Origin of the sequence: Methylocaldum sp. GT1TLB, from assembly GCF_051027445.1 — a bacterium.
In the GTDB taxonomy this organism is placed as follows: domain Bacteria; phylum Pseudomonadota; class Gammaproteobacteria; order Methylococcales; family Methylococcaceae; genus Methylocaldum.
In genome coordinates, this window is sequence record NZ_CP194898.1 from 4,915,040 (window position 1) to 4,930,161 (window position 15,122).

9 protein-coding genes are annotated in these 15,122 nt (G+C 57.1%); 6 read left to right on the forward strand and 3 right to left on the reverse strand.

All coding sequences use genetic code 11. The features are described 5' to 3' along the window. Window positions 1–11: 11 nt before the first annotated feature. Window positions 12–1,628 (reverse strand): methyl-accepting chemotaxis protein, encoded by a 1,617-nt coding sequence (locus tag ACR2R1_RS21755; RefSeq protein ID WP_166642488.1) that lies wholly within the window; start codon window positions 1,626–1,628, stop codon window positions 12–14. A 300-nt stretch (window positions 1,629–1,928) separates the two neighbouring features. On the opposite strand from ACR2R1_RS21755, the gene ACR2R1_RS21760 reads away from it, so the two are divergent. From ACR2R1_RS21760 to ACR2R1_RS21785, 6 genes are all read left to right on the forward strand, one after another. After that, window positions 1,929–4,010, forward strand: a complete 2,082-nt coding sequence (locus tag ACR2R1_RS21760) for a carbon starvation CstA family protein (protein WP_434111894.1) — start codon at window positions 1,929–1,931, stop codon at window positions 4,008–4,010. Between the two features lie 372 nt (window positions 4,011–4,382). Beyond that, a complete protein-coding gene (locus ACR2R1_RS21765) occupies window positions 4,383–6,170 on the forward strand; it encodes an assimilatory sulfite reductase (NADPH) flavoprotein subunit (protein WP_434111896.1) in 1,788 nt (595 codons plus the stop codon). A 10-nt stretch (window positions 6,171–6,180) separates the two neighbouring features. After that, complete coding sequence (gene cysI / locus ACR2R1_RS21770) at window positions 6,181–7,878, forward strand: assimilatory sulfite reductase (NADPH) hemoprotein subunit (protein WP_434114298.1); 1,698 nt, start codon at window positions 6,181–6,183, stop codon at window positions 7,876–7,878. A 619-nt stretch (window positions 7,879–8,497) separates the two neighbouring features. Next, window positions 8,498–10,012, forward strand: a complete 1,515-nt coding sequence (locus ACR2R1_RS21775; protein WP_434111898.1) for a PAS domain S-box protein — start codon at window positions 8,498–8,500, stop codon at window positions 10,010–10,012. Continuing rightward, entirely contained in the window at window positions 10,009–10,437 is a 429-nt protein-coding gene (locus ACR2R1_RS21780) for a response regulator (protein WP_434111900.1), read from the forward strand. Before ACR2R1_RS21775 ends, ACR2R1_RS21780 begins: the two co-directional genes overlap by 4 nt. 8 nt (window positions 10,438–10,445) lie before the next feature. Then, window positions 10,446–11,720, forward strand: coding sequence for a sensor histidine kinase (locus ACR2R1_RS21785; protein ID WP_434111902.1), 1,275 nt, complete (start codon window positions 10,446–10,448; stop codon window positions 11,718–11,720). Between the two features lie 225 nt (window positions 11,721–11,945). Here the strand turns inward: ACR2R1_RS21785 and ACR2R1_RS21790 are convergent, their stop codons facing one another. Then, complete coding sequence (locus tag ACR2R1_RS21790; protein ID WP_434111904.1) at window positions 11,946–13,847, reverse strand: GGDEF domain-containing response regulator; 1,902 nt, start codon at window positions 13,845–13,847, stop codon at window positions 11,946–11,948. Window positions 13,848–14,182: 335 nt separating this feature from the next. Further along, window positions 14,183–15,121 carry a 4-hydroxy-3-methylbut-2-enyl diphosphate reductase gene (ispH, locus tag ACR2R1_RS21795; protein ID WP_077731175.1) on the reverse strand — a complete coding sequence of 313 codons (939 nt, stop codon included), beginning with the start codon at window positions 15,119–15,121 and terminating at the stop codon, window positions 14,183–14,185. Between the last annotated feature and the right edge of the window lies 1 nt (window position 15,122).

Consider the following 15,122-nt stretch of genomic DNA (forward strand, 5'->3'; position numbering starts at 1 on the left):
CGTCGGAAGTTTTAGACCTTGAACAACGCCGTCACGCGGTTCATCGAATCGGCGGTCAGCGATAAATCGCGGGCGGCCTGGGCGGACTGGGTCGCGCCGTCTGCGGTCGAATTGCAGATGCGTCCGATGGCAACGATGTTGCGATTGATGTCGCCCACGACCGCCGTTTGCTGCTCGGCGGCGCTTGCGACTTGCGTGTTCATGTCGGTGAGCTGGCCGATCATCTGGGTGATGCGCGCAAGGGCTTCGCCCGCTTTGCCGGCCTCGGTTATGGTCGCTTTCATTTGATTGCGGCCGTCTTCCATAGCTTGGACCGCGGATTTCGCTTCCGCTTGAAGCTGTTCGATAGTGGCTTGAATCTCGGCGGTCGATTGCTGGGTCTTGCTCGCCAGACTGCGGACTTCTTCGGCGACGACCGCGAAGCCGCGTCCCGATTCGCCGGCCCGCGCGGCCTCGATGGCGGCGTTCAAGGCCAGCAAGTTGGTTTGGTCGGCGATATTGCGTATCACATCCAAGACAGCGCCGATGCGTTCGGTCTGCTTTTCCAGAATGCCGACGACCTCGGTGGCTTTGCCCATATCGATCGCCAAGACGTCGATAGCTTCCGTTGCCTTGTCTACGATCCGTTTGGCGTTCTGCGTTTCCCGATTAGTCGCCTGAACCGCTTCGGCTGTGGCATGTGCCGTACGGGCAACGTCTTGAATCGCGACCGTCATCTGCTCCACGGCCGCAACCAGTTGGTGTATTCCGTTTTGCTGCTGCTGGACGCCCTGACTTGCGGAATCGCTGACGTTCAGCAAGTGTTTTGATTCCTGGTTGATCCTTTCGCTGCAGGCCAGCAGCTGATGCAAGGTGTCCTGGAGTTTGGCCGCGAAGCGGTTGAAGCTGCCGGCAATCGACGCGACTTCGTTGCGGCCTTGATCGTTCAGGCGAATCGTCAAGTCGCTGGTACCTTGGCTGATGGTCGAGAAATGGTCGGCGACCTTCCGTAGGGGAAGATAAACACCTTGGTACAGGTAAACACAGGAAAGCATTGATAAGGTCAAGGTCACGAGTCCGAAGGAGAGTAGCATCGCCAGCGCTTTTTCCTTGGAACGGTCGGCTTCGGCACTGGCCTCGTCGGCGGTATTTTCGATCATGCTGGACAAGGACGAGAGCTTGGTCTCGATGTCCCGGAACGTGCCCAGGAAATCGGGAGGAAGATCACGGGACGTTTCTCCGTCCGACAAGGCCCTCGAAACCAGTACATTGGCGTCGAACTCGTAGATCTCGATCAGCGGCTTGACCGCGTCCAGTTCGTGCAATGCCGCTTCGGGAAGATTGTAGGTGCTGAGCGATGAGATGGATTGCCGCAGTCGTTCGCTGGTGTCCCGCAACACGCCTCGAATTTCCTCACGTTCTTCCGAAGCAGCGTCCGGGTGCAGCAACAACGCGCGGCTGACTGCGCCGAACAAGCCGTGATGCAACCGATCCGCTTCGGCGCTGCTTTTCAGCGCTTGAACTTTCAAGTGCAACTTGGTGACGCTTTCGGACTGCGCAAACAGCCCCCAGCAGGCGAGCCCGGTAATCAGACCGACACAGGAAAAGCCAATTACGGCAGAGAGAAAAATTTTTTGTTTGAAAGTCATGAGTGAGACGTCTGCTTGAAACAGTGTTGCTAGAGCCAAGAATTTTGTGACGAAGATGTCACAGAAATATGACAGTTTTGAGGGCAAGGCCGAGCACGGCGTTCTGATCATGTTGATTGCAAATTTTGTCAGGTGCCGATGGGTTGTATGAGTGCTAGGAAATGAGCGCCGGATTCGAAGATAGTGGAAAGCTTTCAGGAACAGGCATATCCCAAATTCACGCTTTGGCTGGATTTGGCTTTATCCTATGGCGCATTTTGACGACGTTTGCCTCGGCTATTTCGGAAAAGAGCGCAAGAAATGAGAGAACAGGGTTCGAGTATTCAAAAATTGGCGATTTGGTTCTTGGTGGCTCTGATCGGAGCGGCGGCGTTCGGCGGGATCGCCTTGAATCGGGGGGAGAGCGTCAACAGCCTTTGGTTCGTGACCGCGGCGGTTTGTGTCTACGCTCTGGGCTACCGTTTCTACAGCGCCTTCGTTGCGGCCAAGGTTCTGGGTCTGGACGGCACGCGGGCGACGCCGGCTGAGCGTTTCAACGACGGGCGCGATTTCGTGCCGACCAATCGCTGGGTAGTATTCGGCCATCATTTTGCCGCCATCGCCGGCCCAGGACCTTTGATCGGTCCGACCCTCGCGGCGCAGTTCGGCTATCTGCCCGGCACCTTGTGGATACTGATCGGAGCCGTCATCGGCGGCTGCGTGCAGGACTTCGTGATCCTGTTCTGTTCGATCCGGCGCGACGGGCGCTCCTTAGGCCAGATGGCGCGCGACGAGCTCGGTCCCATCGGCGGTAACGCGGCGTTGCTGGGCGTCATGTGCATCATGATCATCCTTATCGCGGTGCTGGGCCTGGTGGTGGTGAACGCCATGAAACACAGCCCCTGGGCTACATCCACGGTGGCGGCAACCATTCCCATCGCCATGGTGGTCGGTATCTACATGCGGCATCTCAGGCCGGGACGAGTGATCGAAGCGACGGTGCTTGGCGTTAGCCTGCTGCTGCTGGCGGTTTGGGGCGGCGGCGCCATCGACGAGGTGGCGGGCCTCCGTGGCTGGTTCGACTACGAGGGACCGCAGTTGGCGCTCATGGTTATCGCTTACGGCTTTGCAGCGGCCGTGCTGCCGGTATGGCTGCTTCTGGCTCCGCGCGATTACCTGTCCACATTCATGAAACTGGGAACGATAGCAGCCTTGGCGGTGGCCATCGTCATCCTTCACCCTGAAGTGAAGATGCCGGCCCTGACCCGGTTCGTCGACGGCAGCGGACCCATTTTCGGCGGCAAGCTGTTTCCGTTCGTCTTTATCACCATCGCCTGCGGCGCCATCTCCGGCTTCCATTCCCTGATTTCGTCGGGGACTACGCCCAAGCTTTTGGCCAATGAAGCCGACGCCCGATTCATCGGCTACGGCGCGATGATGATGGAGTCGTTCGTAGCCATCATGGCCATGGTGGCGGCGACCGTCCTTGATCCGGGTGTTTATTTCGCCATCAACAGCCCCGCGGGCGTGGTGGGCAAAGATGCGGCGGAAGCGGTAGCGAAGATTTCCGCCTGGGGATTTCCGGTAACCGTCGGGCAGATGTATGCGCTGGCTCAGCAAATGGGCGAATCTACCCTGTTCGCCCGCACCGGCGGAGCGCCATCGCTGGCGGTGGGCATGGCATCTCTTTTTGCCGGCGCTTTCGGGCAGGGCTTGCTCTCGCTCTGGTATCACTTCGCCATCATGTTCGAAGCGCTGTTCATTTTGACCACCCTGGATGCCGGTACCCGCGTTGCCCGCTTCATGCTACAGGACGTGTTGGGTAACTGGATGCCCGCGCTTGGGCGGACCTCCTGGTATCCCGGCGTGATTCTGACGTCCGGATTAGTGGTGGCCGGCTGGGGGTATCTCCTCTACATCGGCACCATAGATCCCTTGGGCGGTATCAACAGCCTGTGGCCTTTGTTCGGTATCGCCAACCAGATGCTGGCGGGAATTGCTCTCTGCGTGGCCACCACCATCCTGGTCAAAACGGGGAAGCTTCGTTTCGCTTGGGTAACCGGCGTGCCGCTCGCGTGGCTTCTGATCATCACCACTTCGGCGGCATGGGAAAAGCTGTTCAGCCCGGAGCTTCGCATCGGGTTTCTGGCGCATGCACGGGATTTAAGCGACAAGCTGGCGGCGGGGCTGCTGCCCGAGGATCAAGCCGCCAAGGCGTCACAGCTCATCTTCAACGATTATCTCGACGCCGGGTTGACTGCGCTGTTCCTGGCCGTTTCCTGGATCCTGGCCGGTGACACCTTGCGGGTGTGCGGGCTGATTCTGGCCCGGAAACCCCATCCGCCGCTCAGCGAATCGCCTCACATACCGAGCCGGCTGATCGAGGATTGGGTGAGGGATTGATACTCGGTCTGCCGGGAAGGATTAGAGCGCACCCCCGGGTTCTGCGGCATCTTTTTATTCCGAAATGGTTTAATGAAATGAATTAATATTCTTTATCGTTATTCATGCATTTTTGATATATTTTTTCCCAATGTATTCAAGCCATGCCGACAGGGTGGCCGAAAGCCAGTGCGTCCGTGCGGGTCACTGGCTTTCGTTTGTCTTGTAGGGCGTTGGATCCCCGGGCTTCCTGTGGCATGGCGTTTAGTGGCGATTCGAATCCGACCGCGATGCGGCAAGGCCGCCGGCTTTAGGTCCATGATCGTGGCGTAGCAGGCCATGTGGACCGGTCTAATCGCCTGTTCGGCAGCAACTTCTTCAAGAGACTATTCAGTGAGCACACTCAGCGGCCCCTTGAACCCACAACAGTGGGATATCTTGAGACGCTTGGCAGAAGGGCTTTCCCACGAGCAGAGAGTTTGGGCCAGCGGTTATCTGGCGGGATTCGGCGATGCCGAGCAGAAACGCATTCCATCACCTCCGCTTCGATCTTCGGAGGCGTCCGCGGGGGTAACCGTGCTTTTCGGCTCGCAAACCGGAAACGCCGAAAAGATCGCCAAAGCGCTGCATGCTCGATTGCAGCAAAGCGGCATCGCGGCGCGGCTGGAGGACATGGGCAGCTACCAGAGCGCCCAACTCAGACGCGACCGTTGCCTCCTCGTGATCGCGAGCACCCACGGCGAGGGCGAGCCGCCGGACAATGCCCGCCCGTTTTATGAGTTCCTGCACGGGAAGAAAGCGCCCAAGCTGGAGGGTTTGCGGTTTTCCGTCCTGGCCCTTGGCGATACCGGCTACGAATATTTCTGCAAAACCGGGCGCGATTTCGACAGCCGGTTGGAAGACTTGGGCGCGACCCGCCTTCATCCCCGTGCGGATTGCGACGTCGATTACGAGGAAACGGCGGAAGGCTGGATGGAGGGCGTACTGGCGGCCTTGGCCCGGTCTCGGGAGCCGCGGGTGGAGGTATCGACCCCGGCCGCGTCGGATCAGGTATCCGCGTACTCTAAGAAACAGCCGTTCCCGGCTACCCTGCTGGAAAACGTCCGATTGACGGGACGAGGCTCCACCAAGGACGTGCGGCATATCGAACTTTCCATCGAGGGTTCCGGTCTGCGCTACGAGCCGGGCGATGCTTTGGGCGTGGTTCCCTCGAACCGGCCGGAGCGGGCGGCCGATCTTATGGAGAGCATCGGGCTCGATTCAAGCGCAGCCGTTCCCGGCTCCGACGGCGTCGAAACCACGCTGGAAGACGCGCTTCTGCATCATTTTGAAATTACGACGCTTACCCGTCCGTTTTTGGAGAAGTATGCAGAGCTGTCCGGTTCCGCCGAATTGGCCGAATTGCTCAAGGACGAAAACCGGTCGCGTTTTCGGGACTTTCTCGGCGGTCGGGAAATCATCGATGTGGTGCGGCGGTATCCGGTGCCCGGCATCAGCGCCGATCGGTTCGTCGCCATGCTGCGCAAACTTCCGCCCCGGCTTTATTCCATCGCATCGAGCCTTAATGCCAATCCCGACGAAGTGCATCTCACCGTCGGTGTCGTGCGCTACGAAAGTCACGGGATGGAGCGTCATGGCGTCGCGTCGACATTTCTCGCCGATCGGGTGGCCGAGGAGAGGCAGGTGCCGGTATACGTCGATAGCAACACCAATTTCCGGCTGCCCGAGGACCCTGGCGCTCCGATCATCATGGTCGGACCCGGAACGGGCGTGGCGCCTTTTCGCGCCTTTCTGGCGGAGCGCGAGATCGCTGGGACCAGGGGCAAGAGCTGGCTGTTTTTCGGCGACCGAAATTTCCACACCGATTTTCTGTATCAGCGGGAGTGGTTAGCTCATCGGAGGAACGGTTTTTTGAGCCGGATCGATGTGGCGTTTTCGCGTGATGACGACAATAAGGTCTATGTGCAGCACAGGATGCTCGAACAAAGCCGTCAACTGTATGCGTGGCTGGAAGAGGGGGCGTATTTCTATGTCTGCGGCGACGCTAAGCGTATGGCCCCCGACGTTCACGAGGCTTTGATCGCCGTCGTGGCAAAAGAAGGGGGCATCGACCGTGAACGGGCTGAGCAATATGTCCGGAACTTGCAGTCCTCGAAGCGCTACCAGCGTGACGTGTATTGAGGAGGCGATGATGGAAGAACGCATGCAAGCCAGCGAAGACGAAGACATCAAGGCGCGCAGCCTCTATTTGCGGGGAACAATCGAGGAAAGCCTGGCCGATCGGGCGACCGGCGCCGTATCCCCGGAAGACGCCAAGCTGCTCAAGTTCCACGGCACCTATCAGCAGGACGACCGGGATCTCCGCAACGAGCGCCAGCGGCAGAAGCTGGAGCCGGCCTACGGCTTCATGGTCCGGGTGCGGATGCCGGGCGGCGTGTGCACGCCTCGGCAATGGCTGCAACTGGACGAACTGGCGCGCCGTTACGGCTACGGTTCGCTGCGCATCACGACCCGCCAGACCTTCCAGTTTCATGGCGTCTTGAAACGGCACCTCAAGGCGACTATCGCCGGCATCAATCACGCCTTGCTGGATACCATCGCCGCCTGCGGGGATGTTAACCGCAACGTGGTTTGCCACAACAACCCCTATCTTTCCCCGCTGCACGAAGAACTTTACGACTGGAGCAAACGCCTTGGCGCGCACCTGCTCCCGAAGATGCGGGTCTACCACGAAATCTGGCTGGACGGCGAGCGCGTCGCCGGGACGCCGGCCGAGGAAGAGCCCTTGTACGGCAAGCATTATCTGCCGCGGAAGTTCAAGATCGGCATTGCGTTGCCTCCCCACAACGATATCGATGTCTTTGCCCAGGACTTGGGATTCATTGCCATCGCCGAACGCGGAGAGTTGCTCGGTTTCAATGTCGCTGTGGGCGGCGGCATGGGCATGAGCCATAACGAGCCTTTGACTTACCCGCGTCTCGCCGAAGGCATCGGTTTTTGCCGGCCCGATCGTCTCATCGAAGTCGCCGAAAACGTACTCAAGGTGCAACGCGACTTCGGCGACCGGAGCAGCCGCAAACATGCCCGGCTGAAGTACACCCTGGACGACCGAGGCACGGAATGGTTCAAGGCCGAGCTGGAAACGCGGCTCGGCTGGCGGCTCGAATCGGCGCGGCCGTTCCGTTTCGAAAGCACCGGCGACCGCTTCGGCTGGGTGCGGGACGACCGGGGGCAGTGGCACCTGACGCTCGGCATCCTCAGCGGGCGTCTGAGAGATACGCCCGAGGCCGCCTGGCTGACGGGTCTGCGCGAAATCGCCGAGTTCCATGAGGGCGACTTCCGCTTGACCGCCAACCAGAATCTGATTATCGCCAAGATCGGCGAATCCGCTAGACCTAAGATCGAAGCCTTGCTCGACCGGTATCGAATTCCGGACGCCGAGCGCTGGAGCGGCTTGCGGCGGCAAGCCTTGTCGTGCGTGGCCTTGCCCACCTGTGGATTGGCCATGGCCGAGAGCGAACGCTGGTTGCCGGCGCTTCTCGCGCGGCTCGAGCCGCTGCTGAAAAAGGCCGGATTGGAAAGAGACGCCATTACTCTCCGGGTCACCGGCTGTCCCAACGGCTGCGCGCGTCCGTATCTCGGCGAAATCGGACTGGTCGGCAAGAGTTTGGGAAAGTACAACCTTTATCTGGGGGCGGGCTCCGACGGCAGCCGCTTGAACTCCCTGTACCGGGAAGGGCTTTCGGAAGACGAAATTGTGGATGCACTGGGTCCTATCATCGCGCACTATGCGCGCGAGCGCCGGACGGGAGAGTCTTTCGGCGATTTCGTTATCCGGGCGGGCTATGTACTCGAAGTCAAGGCAGGACGCGAATTTCAGCGGACCTAGACGGCTGAATTCCGCTGCTGCCATCATTGCAATCTTCAACCGGCGTGCACAATCGCGCCCACAATCCTGCAACTATGACCACGCCGGGGCAACAGCCCCGCTAAACCATTTTCATTCCGCGTTAACAACATTCGGTGTTATTCCATTCGGCATTCGAATGCACGTTAATCGTAGGGTGGGTTAGCGCAGCGTAACCCACCGGTCCGAGGTCGCTCGGTGGGTTACGGCGCACGCGAAGCGCAGTGATTGGCGGTCGATCAGTGCTGATGTGCGCCTAACCCACCCTACAAAAATTAATTCCTGATTGAAAGCGATTTGGAATTAAATGCACGTACAGGGACGACTCGATTGCCTTTACACCCGAATTGAAAGAGCGCTGGCTCGAGATTTTCCATGCGTTCCCGGAACGCGAATGAAAATAAATTGTCAGCGCATAATGATCAGAAACGCATGCAAATTTGTTTTCTATCATTCGTAACATCTGGTTGACCTTTGGGCAAAAATTTGATTCCCTAACAGGTCACTTGTTATTGATGGTCGATGCGCTTTCGACCGGGCTTGGGACAACGTAAGTCCCGGAAACTGTGACTCTTTAAATTCTCACTTCTCGTTTCTCCTCATGGATGAAGCAGGCAACAGACCAGAATCCTTCTTCCGTGTGATTACGGAGAGTGCGCCATATGCGCTGGTGCTGGTCGACCATGACGGCAGGATCGTTTTAGTCAATGCGTATTTGGAGCAGTTGTTCGGTTATTCAAGAGACGAATTGCTTGGATGCTCGATCGACGTTTTCATTCCCGAGCGGTTTAGAATCGGGCACGAGGCATATCGCCAAAGCTTTAACAAGGATCCCGAGCGAAAACCCATGGGCATGGGGCGGGACCTTTACGGTTTGTGCAAGAACGGCGAGGAAATTCCCGTCGAAATCGCTCTGAATCCGATACATGTCGATAAGAAAAACTATGTGTTGGCAGCCATAGCCGACATCACTCAGCGCAAGCAGGCCGAAGAGATTGTGCGGCAAAGCGAAGCGCGTTTGAATTTGGCTTTGAGCGCTGCAAGGGCGGGAACCTGGGACTGGGACATACTTCAGGACAAAGTGATGTGGTCGGATGGCTCTTATCATCTGCTTGGGCTCAAGCCGGGAGAGTGCGAGGCGTCCGCCAAGAATTGGCTCGAAAGAGTGCATCCCGATGATCGAGCCGTCGTAAAAGAGGCTGTGGATTCGGTGATCAAACGGTTTATGACGCAAAGGAAGCAGGATGCGTTCAATCTGGAATATCGCGTCTTGCACACCGACGGCAGCATTCGGTGGGTCAACGATCGAGGCCAAGTCTTGTACGGTCGGTACGGTCGTCCCGTCCGCATGATCGGTATCATGCTCGATGTGACCGAACGCAAGACGGCGGAGGAGCAACTTGCCGCGCAAGCGCAGGAGCTGGCGCGCTCCAATGCCGAATTGCAGGAATTCGCTTATGTGGCTTCCCATGATCTACAGGAGCCGTTACGGGCAGTGGCGGGTTGCGTGGAAATCATTCGGCGGCGATACCAGGAAAAGCTGGACGTGCGGGCGGATGAGGTGATTTCGCATGCGGTGGACGGCGCCGCACGCATGCAAAACCTCATCAATGATCTATTGGCATATTCGCGTATCGGCTCACGGGATCAACCTTTTGAACCGACGGACTGTCAAGCGATCTTAAACACAGTCTTGGCCAATCTCGAAGTCCCCATCAGCGAAAGCGGAGCCAAGATAACCCATGACCACCTGCCCACGATTTCCGCGGATTCCGGCCAACTCATCCAACTGTTTCAGAATTTGATCAGCAACGCCGTCAAATTCCGCGGTGACCGAACACCACAGATTCATATCGGCGTAAAAAAACAAAACAACGAGTGGGTATTTGCGGTCGCCGACAATGGCATCGGTATAGAATCCCCTTATTTCGAACGGATATTCAGGATTTTTCAGCGATTGCACGCGCGGAACGACTATCCCGGCACCGGGATCGGACTCGCGATTTGTAAGAGAGTCGTGGAGCGACATGGCGGGCGGATTTGGGTGGAATCCGAGCCCGGCCGCGGTACGACCTTCTTTTTTACTTTTCCTACCAAGCTCAGAGCGATCCGATGAGACCCGTCAATATCCTGCTGGTTGAAGATAGCCCCACCGATGTGCTTCTCACCCAAGAAGCGCTCGAATCTGCAAAGCTGCTCACCGCGCTGTTTATCGTGGAGGACGGCGTGGAAGCCACCTCGTTTCTCCGGCGGGAGGGTAAATACGCTGATGCGCCACGTCCGGACCTAATTCTTCTCGATCTTAATCTGCCGAAGAAGGACGGCCGCGAGGTTCTCGCCGAAATCAAGAGCGATGCGAATCTAAAAATGATTCCGGTAGTGGTGATGACGGTATCCAAGGCGGAGGAGGACATTCTTCGGGCGTACGGATTGCATGCCAACTGCTACATCACCAAGCCGGTCCATTTCGACAGTTTTGTTAAAGTGGTTCAGGCCATCGAGAGTTTCTGGTTTACGGTGGTGAGCCTTCCTACCCGGTAGTTTAGCCTATGCAGCAGCACTACCACGTTCTCCTGGTGGAGGACAGCCCGAGCGATGCCTTCCTGGTCGAAGATGCGTTAGGCCAGGTCGGCATGGTGTGTTTCGATTTGGAACGGGCGGCTCGGCTCAGCGAAGCGAAGGAAATCCTAAGGCGGCAGCGGTTCGATGTGATCCTTTTGGATCTCAATCTACCCGATGCCGAGGGCGTCGATACGCTGTTGAAGATCCGCGATATGGCGGGTTCGGTTCCCATCGTCGTCTTCACCGGTCTGGACAATGAGGCTGTCGGATTTCGCCTGATCCAGGAAGGGGCTCAGGATTTTGTCATTAAGGGGCAGTTTCAGGGTAACTTGCTCATCCGGTCCATTCGTTATGCCATAGAGCGCAAGCGAATCGAGGAGGCGCTGAAAGAGGCCGACCGCCGCAAGGATGAATTTCTCGCCATGCTGTCCCACGAGTTGCGCAATCCGCTCGCACCCATCCGCAATGCGGTCGAAGTCTTGAAACAACCGAATGTTACGCCGTTTCACGTGGATTGGGCGCAAGGCATCATCGATCGCCAGTTGAGCCAGCTTACACGCTTGGTCGACGATCTGCTGGACATGTCGCGCCTCACTTGTGGCAAGGTAACGCTCAAGCCTCAAGTCCTGGAGCTCACGACGCCTGTTCTGCAAGCCGTCGAAGCAAGTCGTCCGCTTATCGAGGCCAGTCAGCATGAGTTGTGCATACAATTACCGTCCGCGCCGCTTTGGGTGGAAGCCGATTTCGCTCGATTGACTCAGGTATTTTCCAATCTTTTGGATAATGCGGCGAAATATACGGACGAGGGCGGTGTTATCCAGTTGCTGGTCGAGGCGGAGGAGCAAAAGGCGGTGATACGGGTGCAGGATAACGGGATGGGCATATCGCCTTCGAGTCTCCCGCACATCTTCGACTTGTTTACCCAGGAGCCGCGATCCCTCGATCGGGCACAAGGCGGTCTTGGCATCGGTTTGAGCCTGGTCAAACGATTGGTAGAGATGCATGGCGGAGAAGTGGAAGCCTACAGCGCCGGCACTGGCGCGGGCAGCGAATTCGTGGTGCGGTTGCCCTTGGTGGATACGAATTCATCTGAAGAAATTCCGCCGTCGCAGGGGGCTGAAGATACAAACGAACACGGGAAGACACGTGAAACGAGGTTCGATCATCATTTTTCCATGCCATCAGATCGCAAGGCGCTCAAACCGTTTTCGAAGTATTCCAAACGAGTCCGTCGATTAAAGATTGCCGGTACTTCTCGCTGATCGCTCGCGGAAGCGCCAGACAGGCTGGTGCAAGTATTATCCTCCGTTCACCCTCTTTGAAGCCGAGTCTAATTCCGTTCGGCATTCGAGTGAACATTATGTAGAGTGAGTTAGGTCGTTCGGTGGGTTACGGCGCACGCGAAGCGCAGTGATCGGCGGTTGGTCAGTGCTGATGTGCGCCTAACCCACCCTACGAAAATGAATTCCTGATTTGCTACGGCATCTCTAAGCGGCTCGCTGCGGCGAGTAGAACCGAACGGCGTTGCGTCCGGCGTGCTTCGCGCGATAGAGGGCCTGATCCGCGCGGTGAAGCAAGTCGTTCTCATTGACCGTCTGGTCCGTCGAAACCGCGACACCGATACTTATTGTCACCAGTCTGGTCAACTTTACCGTCTGAATCTGATGCTTTTCGACATCGCTTCGCAGCCTTTCGCTTAAGGTTTTCGCAACGGCTACATCGGTGTTCGGCGCTATTACGATAAATTCTTCCCCGCCCAATCGACACACGACATCGGTGGAACGCAGCATGGAGCGTATGATTTTGGCTGTGTGTACCAATACTTGGTCGCCGGCTTGATGCCCGAAGATATCGTTGATCTGCTTAAAATGGTCAAGGTCCAGGAGCATGATGGTTAAGGGCCTGCCAGTGCGGCGCCAAACAGACCATTCTTCGTCGAGCCTGGCGAATGCGTAGCGGCGGTTAGGAACCTTGGTCAATGAGTCCGTCATCGCCATGACTTCCATTTTTCGCTTTGCGATCGCCAGTTCGCGGGCATATCGGCTGATTTCCTGCTGCTCGCGGGCCATTTCTTCCTGCATTTGTATGATGCGTTGTCCGCCGCGCACTCGAGCGATAAGCACCCTGTCGTGGACCGGGGTTACGATGAAATCGTCGGCTCCCGCGTCGAAAGCTTGCACCAAGAACTCGTTGTCCGGCGCGGACGTCAGAACGATCAAATAGATTTGGCGTCCGAGCTCGGAGGCGCGAAGTGCTTTGCAGAACTGTATGCTGTCGAGGGGGCATTTGTCGGAGGCTGCAATTATAAGCTGCGGCTTTTCCGTGACAGTGATCTGTATGCCTTCATCGGCGTTGCTCGTCGTGAGCACTTCGTGGCCATCGGCGTCTAATAGCTTTTCAAGATCGGATATGCGCTCGTAACCGCTATCCAGCAAGAGAATTTTGAGGCCAGCCGGTTTTGGATCGATGCCGATTTGATCGGTGTCGGGCGGTTTTATCAGCGGCAGTTCGCCGACCGGAATGCTCAGGAAACGGCTCGTTATCTGCCACTGTTGAGTGACTTGATCCCAAAGCTCCTCCAAATCGGATTCGTCCAGGCCGAGTGTCTGTGCCATGGCGATGATTTGCGGGAGCAGCGCGTTTCTAGCGTCCGCATCCACATCGCAACAGCGGCCGAGCAAAGTCGCCAGCCGCAATTGCGCGGCAAAGCGCTCGGCTCTGGTGCTCTCTGATGTCAATGGCCCCGCGTCGGTATTACTAAGCGCTAACGCTTCGAGCATAACGGCAGGGAAGCCCCACTCTTTCAATAAACCGAGCGTGATTTGGCGATGGTCTATGGAAAATCGTTCCTGTTCCGACTCGATTAACCCATCGTCATCTCCGGGCCTGCATGCGGCTAGGCACTGAGCGTATTCATCCGGGTACACGCTGGCCAATGCCAGTTGGCCGATCTCGGACAAAAGAGCGCAAGTAAACGCTTCTTCCGGAGCGAAAGTACGATCACGTGTCGCTATGGCTTGGATGGATAGGGCCCGGGCTAAAGAATCGGACCAGAAAACCCGGTAATCGAACGATCCGCAGGCCCCTCTCAGATTCCCTTGGATTACTGAAAGGCTAAGCGCGAACTGACGTACGGTATTCGTGCCCAAAAGCCCAATGGCATCGACGACCGCTACAACCGGCCGACGTGCACCGATGTGTGCCGAGTTCGCAAATTGGATCACTCTGCCCGTCAAGGCCGGATCGATTTGCACGAGTTGGGCGATTTCCTGTGCGGTTGCGTCTTTCTTGTGGGTCAGGCGCATGATTTCGAGTGCGACGCCGAAAGGGGAAGGCAGCTTCCCTGTGGTCTTCAGTTCTTCGAAACGATTTTCCTGGGCTCTTAACATCTGGCGCTCAATCCCGATTCCGCATGCTTGAAAAGCTCCAAAAAGAGCATTTTCGGTTCCGACTTCCTGTAGTCTCAACGGTCTCGACCGGAATCCGGTCGAATGAGCGACTCTACACCAAGATGGAGGCACTCTAGAAGTAAGTCTAGCTTCCCAGTGTTGAATTGCAGTGAATAGATTGCTGAGGCGGTGCCAACTCGATTGTTAGAGTGAGGTACGAGTCAGGCGGGACGCGGGGAGAGGAGGTGCACCTTCTGGTCCGCCGCGGATCAGAAGGTGCTAAAGGAGTTTTATCCGCCGGTCTTGCGACGCGATTTACCGGCGGATAACGATTCTTAGGCCGTGCGCCGAAGATCTTTGGGCAGGGAAAATACGACTTTTTCCTCGATGCCTCGGGTCTCCATTACCGTCCGTCCGCCCCATTCCTTAAGCTTGGAGATGACTTTGGTTACGAGAATTTCAGGAGCCGAAGCGCCGGCTGTAACGCCGATTTTCTGAGCGCCGTCTATCCAATTTCGTTGAAGCTGATCGGCATCATCGATCAAGTAGGCCGCACGCCCGAGCTTCTCGGCGATTTCTCTCAGCCTGTTGGAATTGGAGCTATTCGGGGAGCCGACCACTAGAATGACGTCGCAATGGGTGGCGAGCTTCTTCACCGCATCCTGGCGGTTTTGCGTGGCGTAGCAGATATCGTCTTTTCTTGGGCCGATGATATTCGGGAAGCGCTTTTTCAAGGTATCCACGACGGCTTGAGTGTCGTCAATGGAGAGGGTGGTTTGGGTAACATAGGCCAGATTGTCCGGATTCGTGACTTGAAGCGTGTCGACATCTTCCGGCGATTCCACGAGATAAATCCCGCCGTTCGGATTGACGTACTGTCCCATGGTGCCTTCCACTTCGGGGTGTCCGGCGTGGCCGATGAATATGATTTCCCGCCCTTCGTTCGCGTGTTGATGTACTTCGATATGCACTTTGGTGACCAAGGGGCAGGTGGCGTCGAACACCTGGAGACCGCGTTCCTGAGCTTCCTCCTGAATGGCCTTGGAAACTCCATGTGCGCTGAAAATCACGGTGGAGTTTTCCGGAACTTCCGAAAGCTCTTCCACGAATACCGCTCCCCGATCGCGCAAGCCGTCGACGACATAGCGGTTATGGACCACTTCGTGCCGTACGTAAATCGGAGCTCCGAAAACCTCGATGGCGCGTTCGACGATTTCGATGGCGCGGTCGACGCCAGCGCAAAAACCGCGGGGATTGGCGAGTATGATTTCCATA

Excerpts from the sequence above, each read along its gene's own strand:
- cysI (WP_434114298.1), top strand. The coding sequence starts at position 6,181 with ATGGAAGAACGCATGCAAGCCAGCGAAGACGAAGACATCAAGGCGCGC.
- ispH (WP_077731175.1), bottom strand. The coding sequence starts at position 15,121 with ATGGAAATCATACTCGCCAATCCCCGCGGTTTTTGCGCTGGCGTCGAC.
- ACR2R1_RS21755 (WP_166642488.1), bottom strand. The coding sequence starts at position 1,628 with ATGACTTTCAAACAAAAAATTTTTCTCTCTGCCGTAATTGGCTTTTCC.
- ACR2R1_RS21785 (WP_434111902.1), top strand. The coding sequence starts at position 10,446 with ATGCAGCAGCACTACCACGTTCTCCTGGTGGAGGACAGCCCGAGCGAT.
- ACR2R1_RS21760 (WP_434111894.1), top strand. The coding sequence starts at position 1,929 with ATGAGAGAACAGGGTTCGAGTATTCAAAAATTGGCGATTTGGTTCTTG.
- ACR2R1_RS21790 (WP_434111904.1), bottom strand. The coding sequence starts at position 13,847 with ATGTTAAGAGCCCAGGAAAATCGTTTCGAAGAACTGAAGACCACAGGG.
- ACR2R1_RS21780 (WP_434111900.1), top strand. The coding sequence starts at position 10,009 with ATGAGACCCGTCAATATCCTGCTGGTTGAAGATAGCCCCACCGATGTG.
- ACR2R1_RS21775 (WP_434111898.1), top strand. The coding sequence starts at position 8,498 with ATGGATGAAGCAGGCAACAGACCAGAATCCTTCTTCCGTGTGATTACG.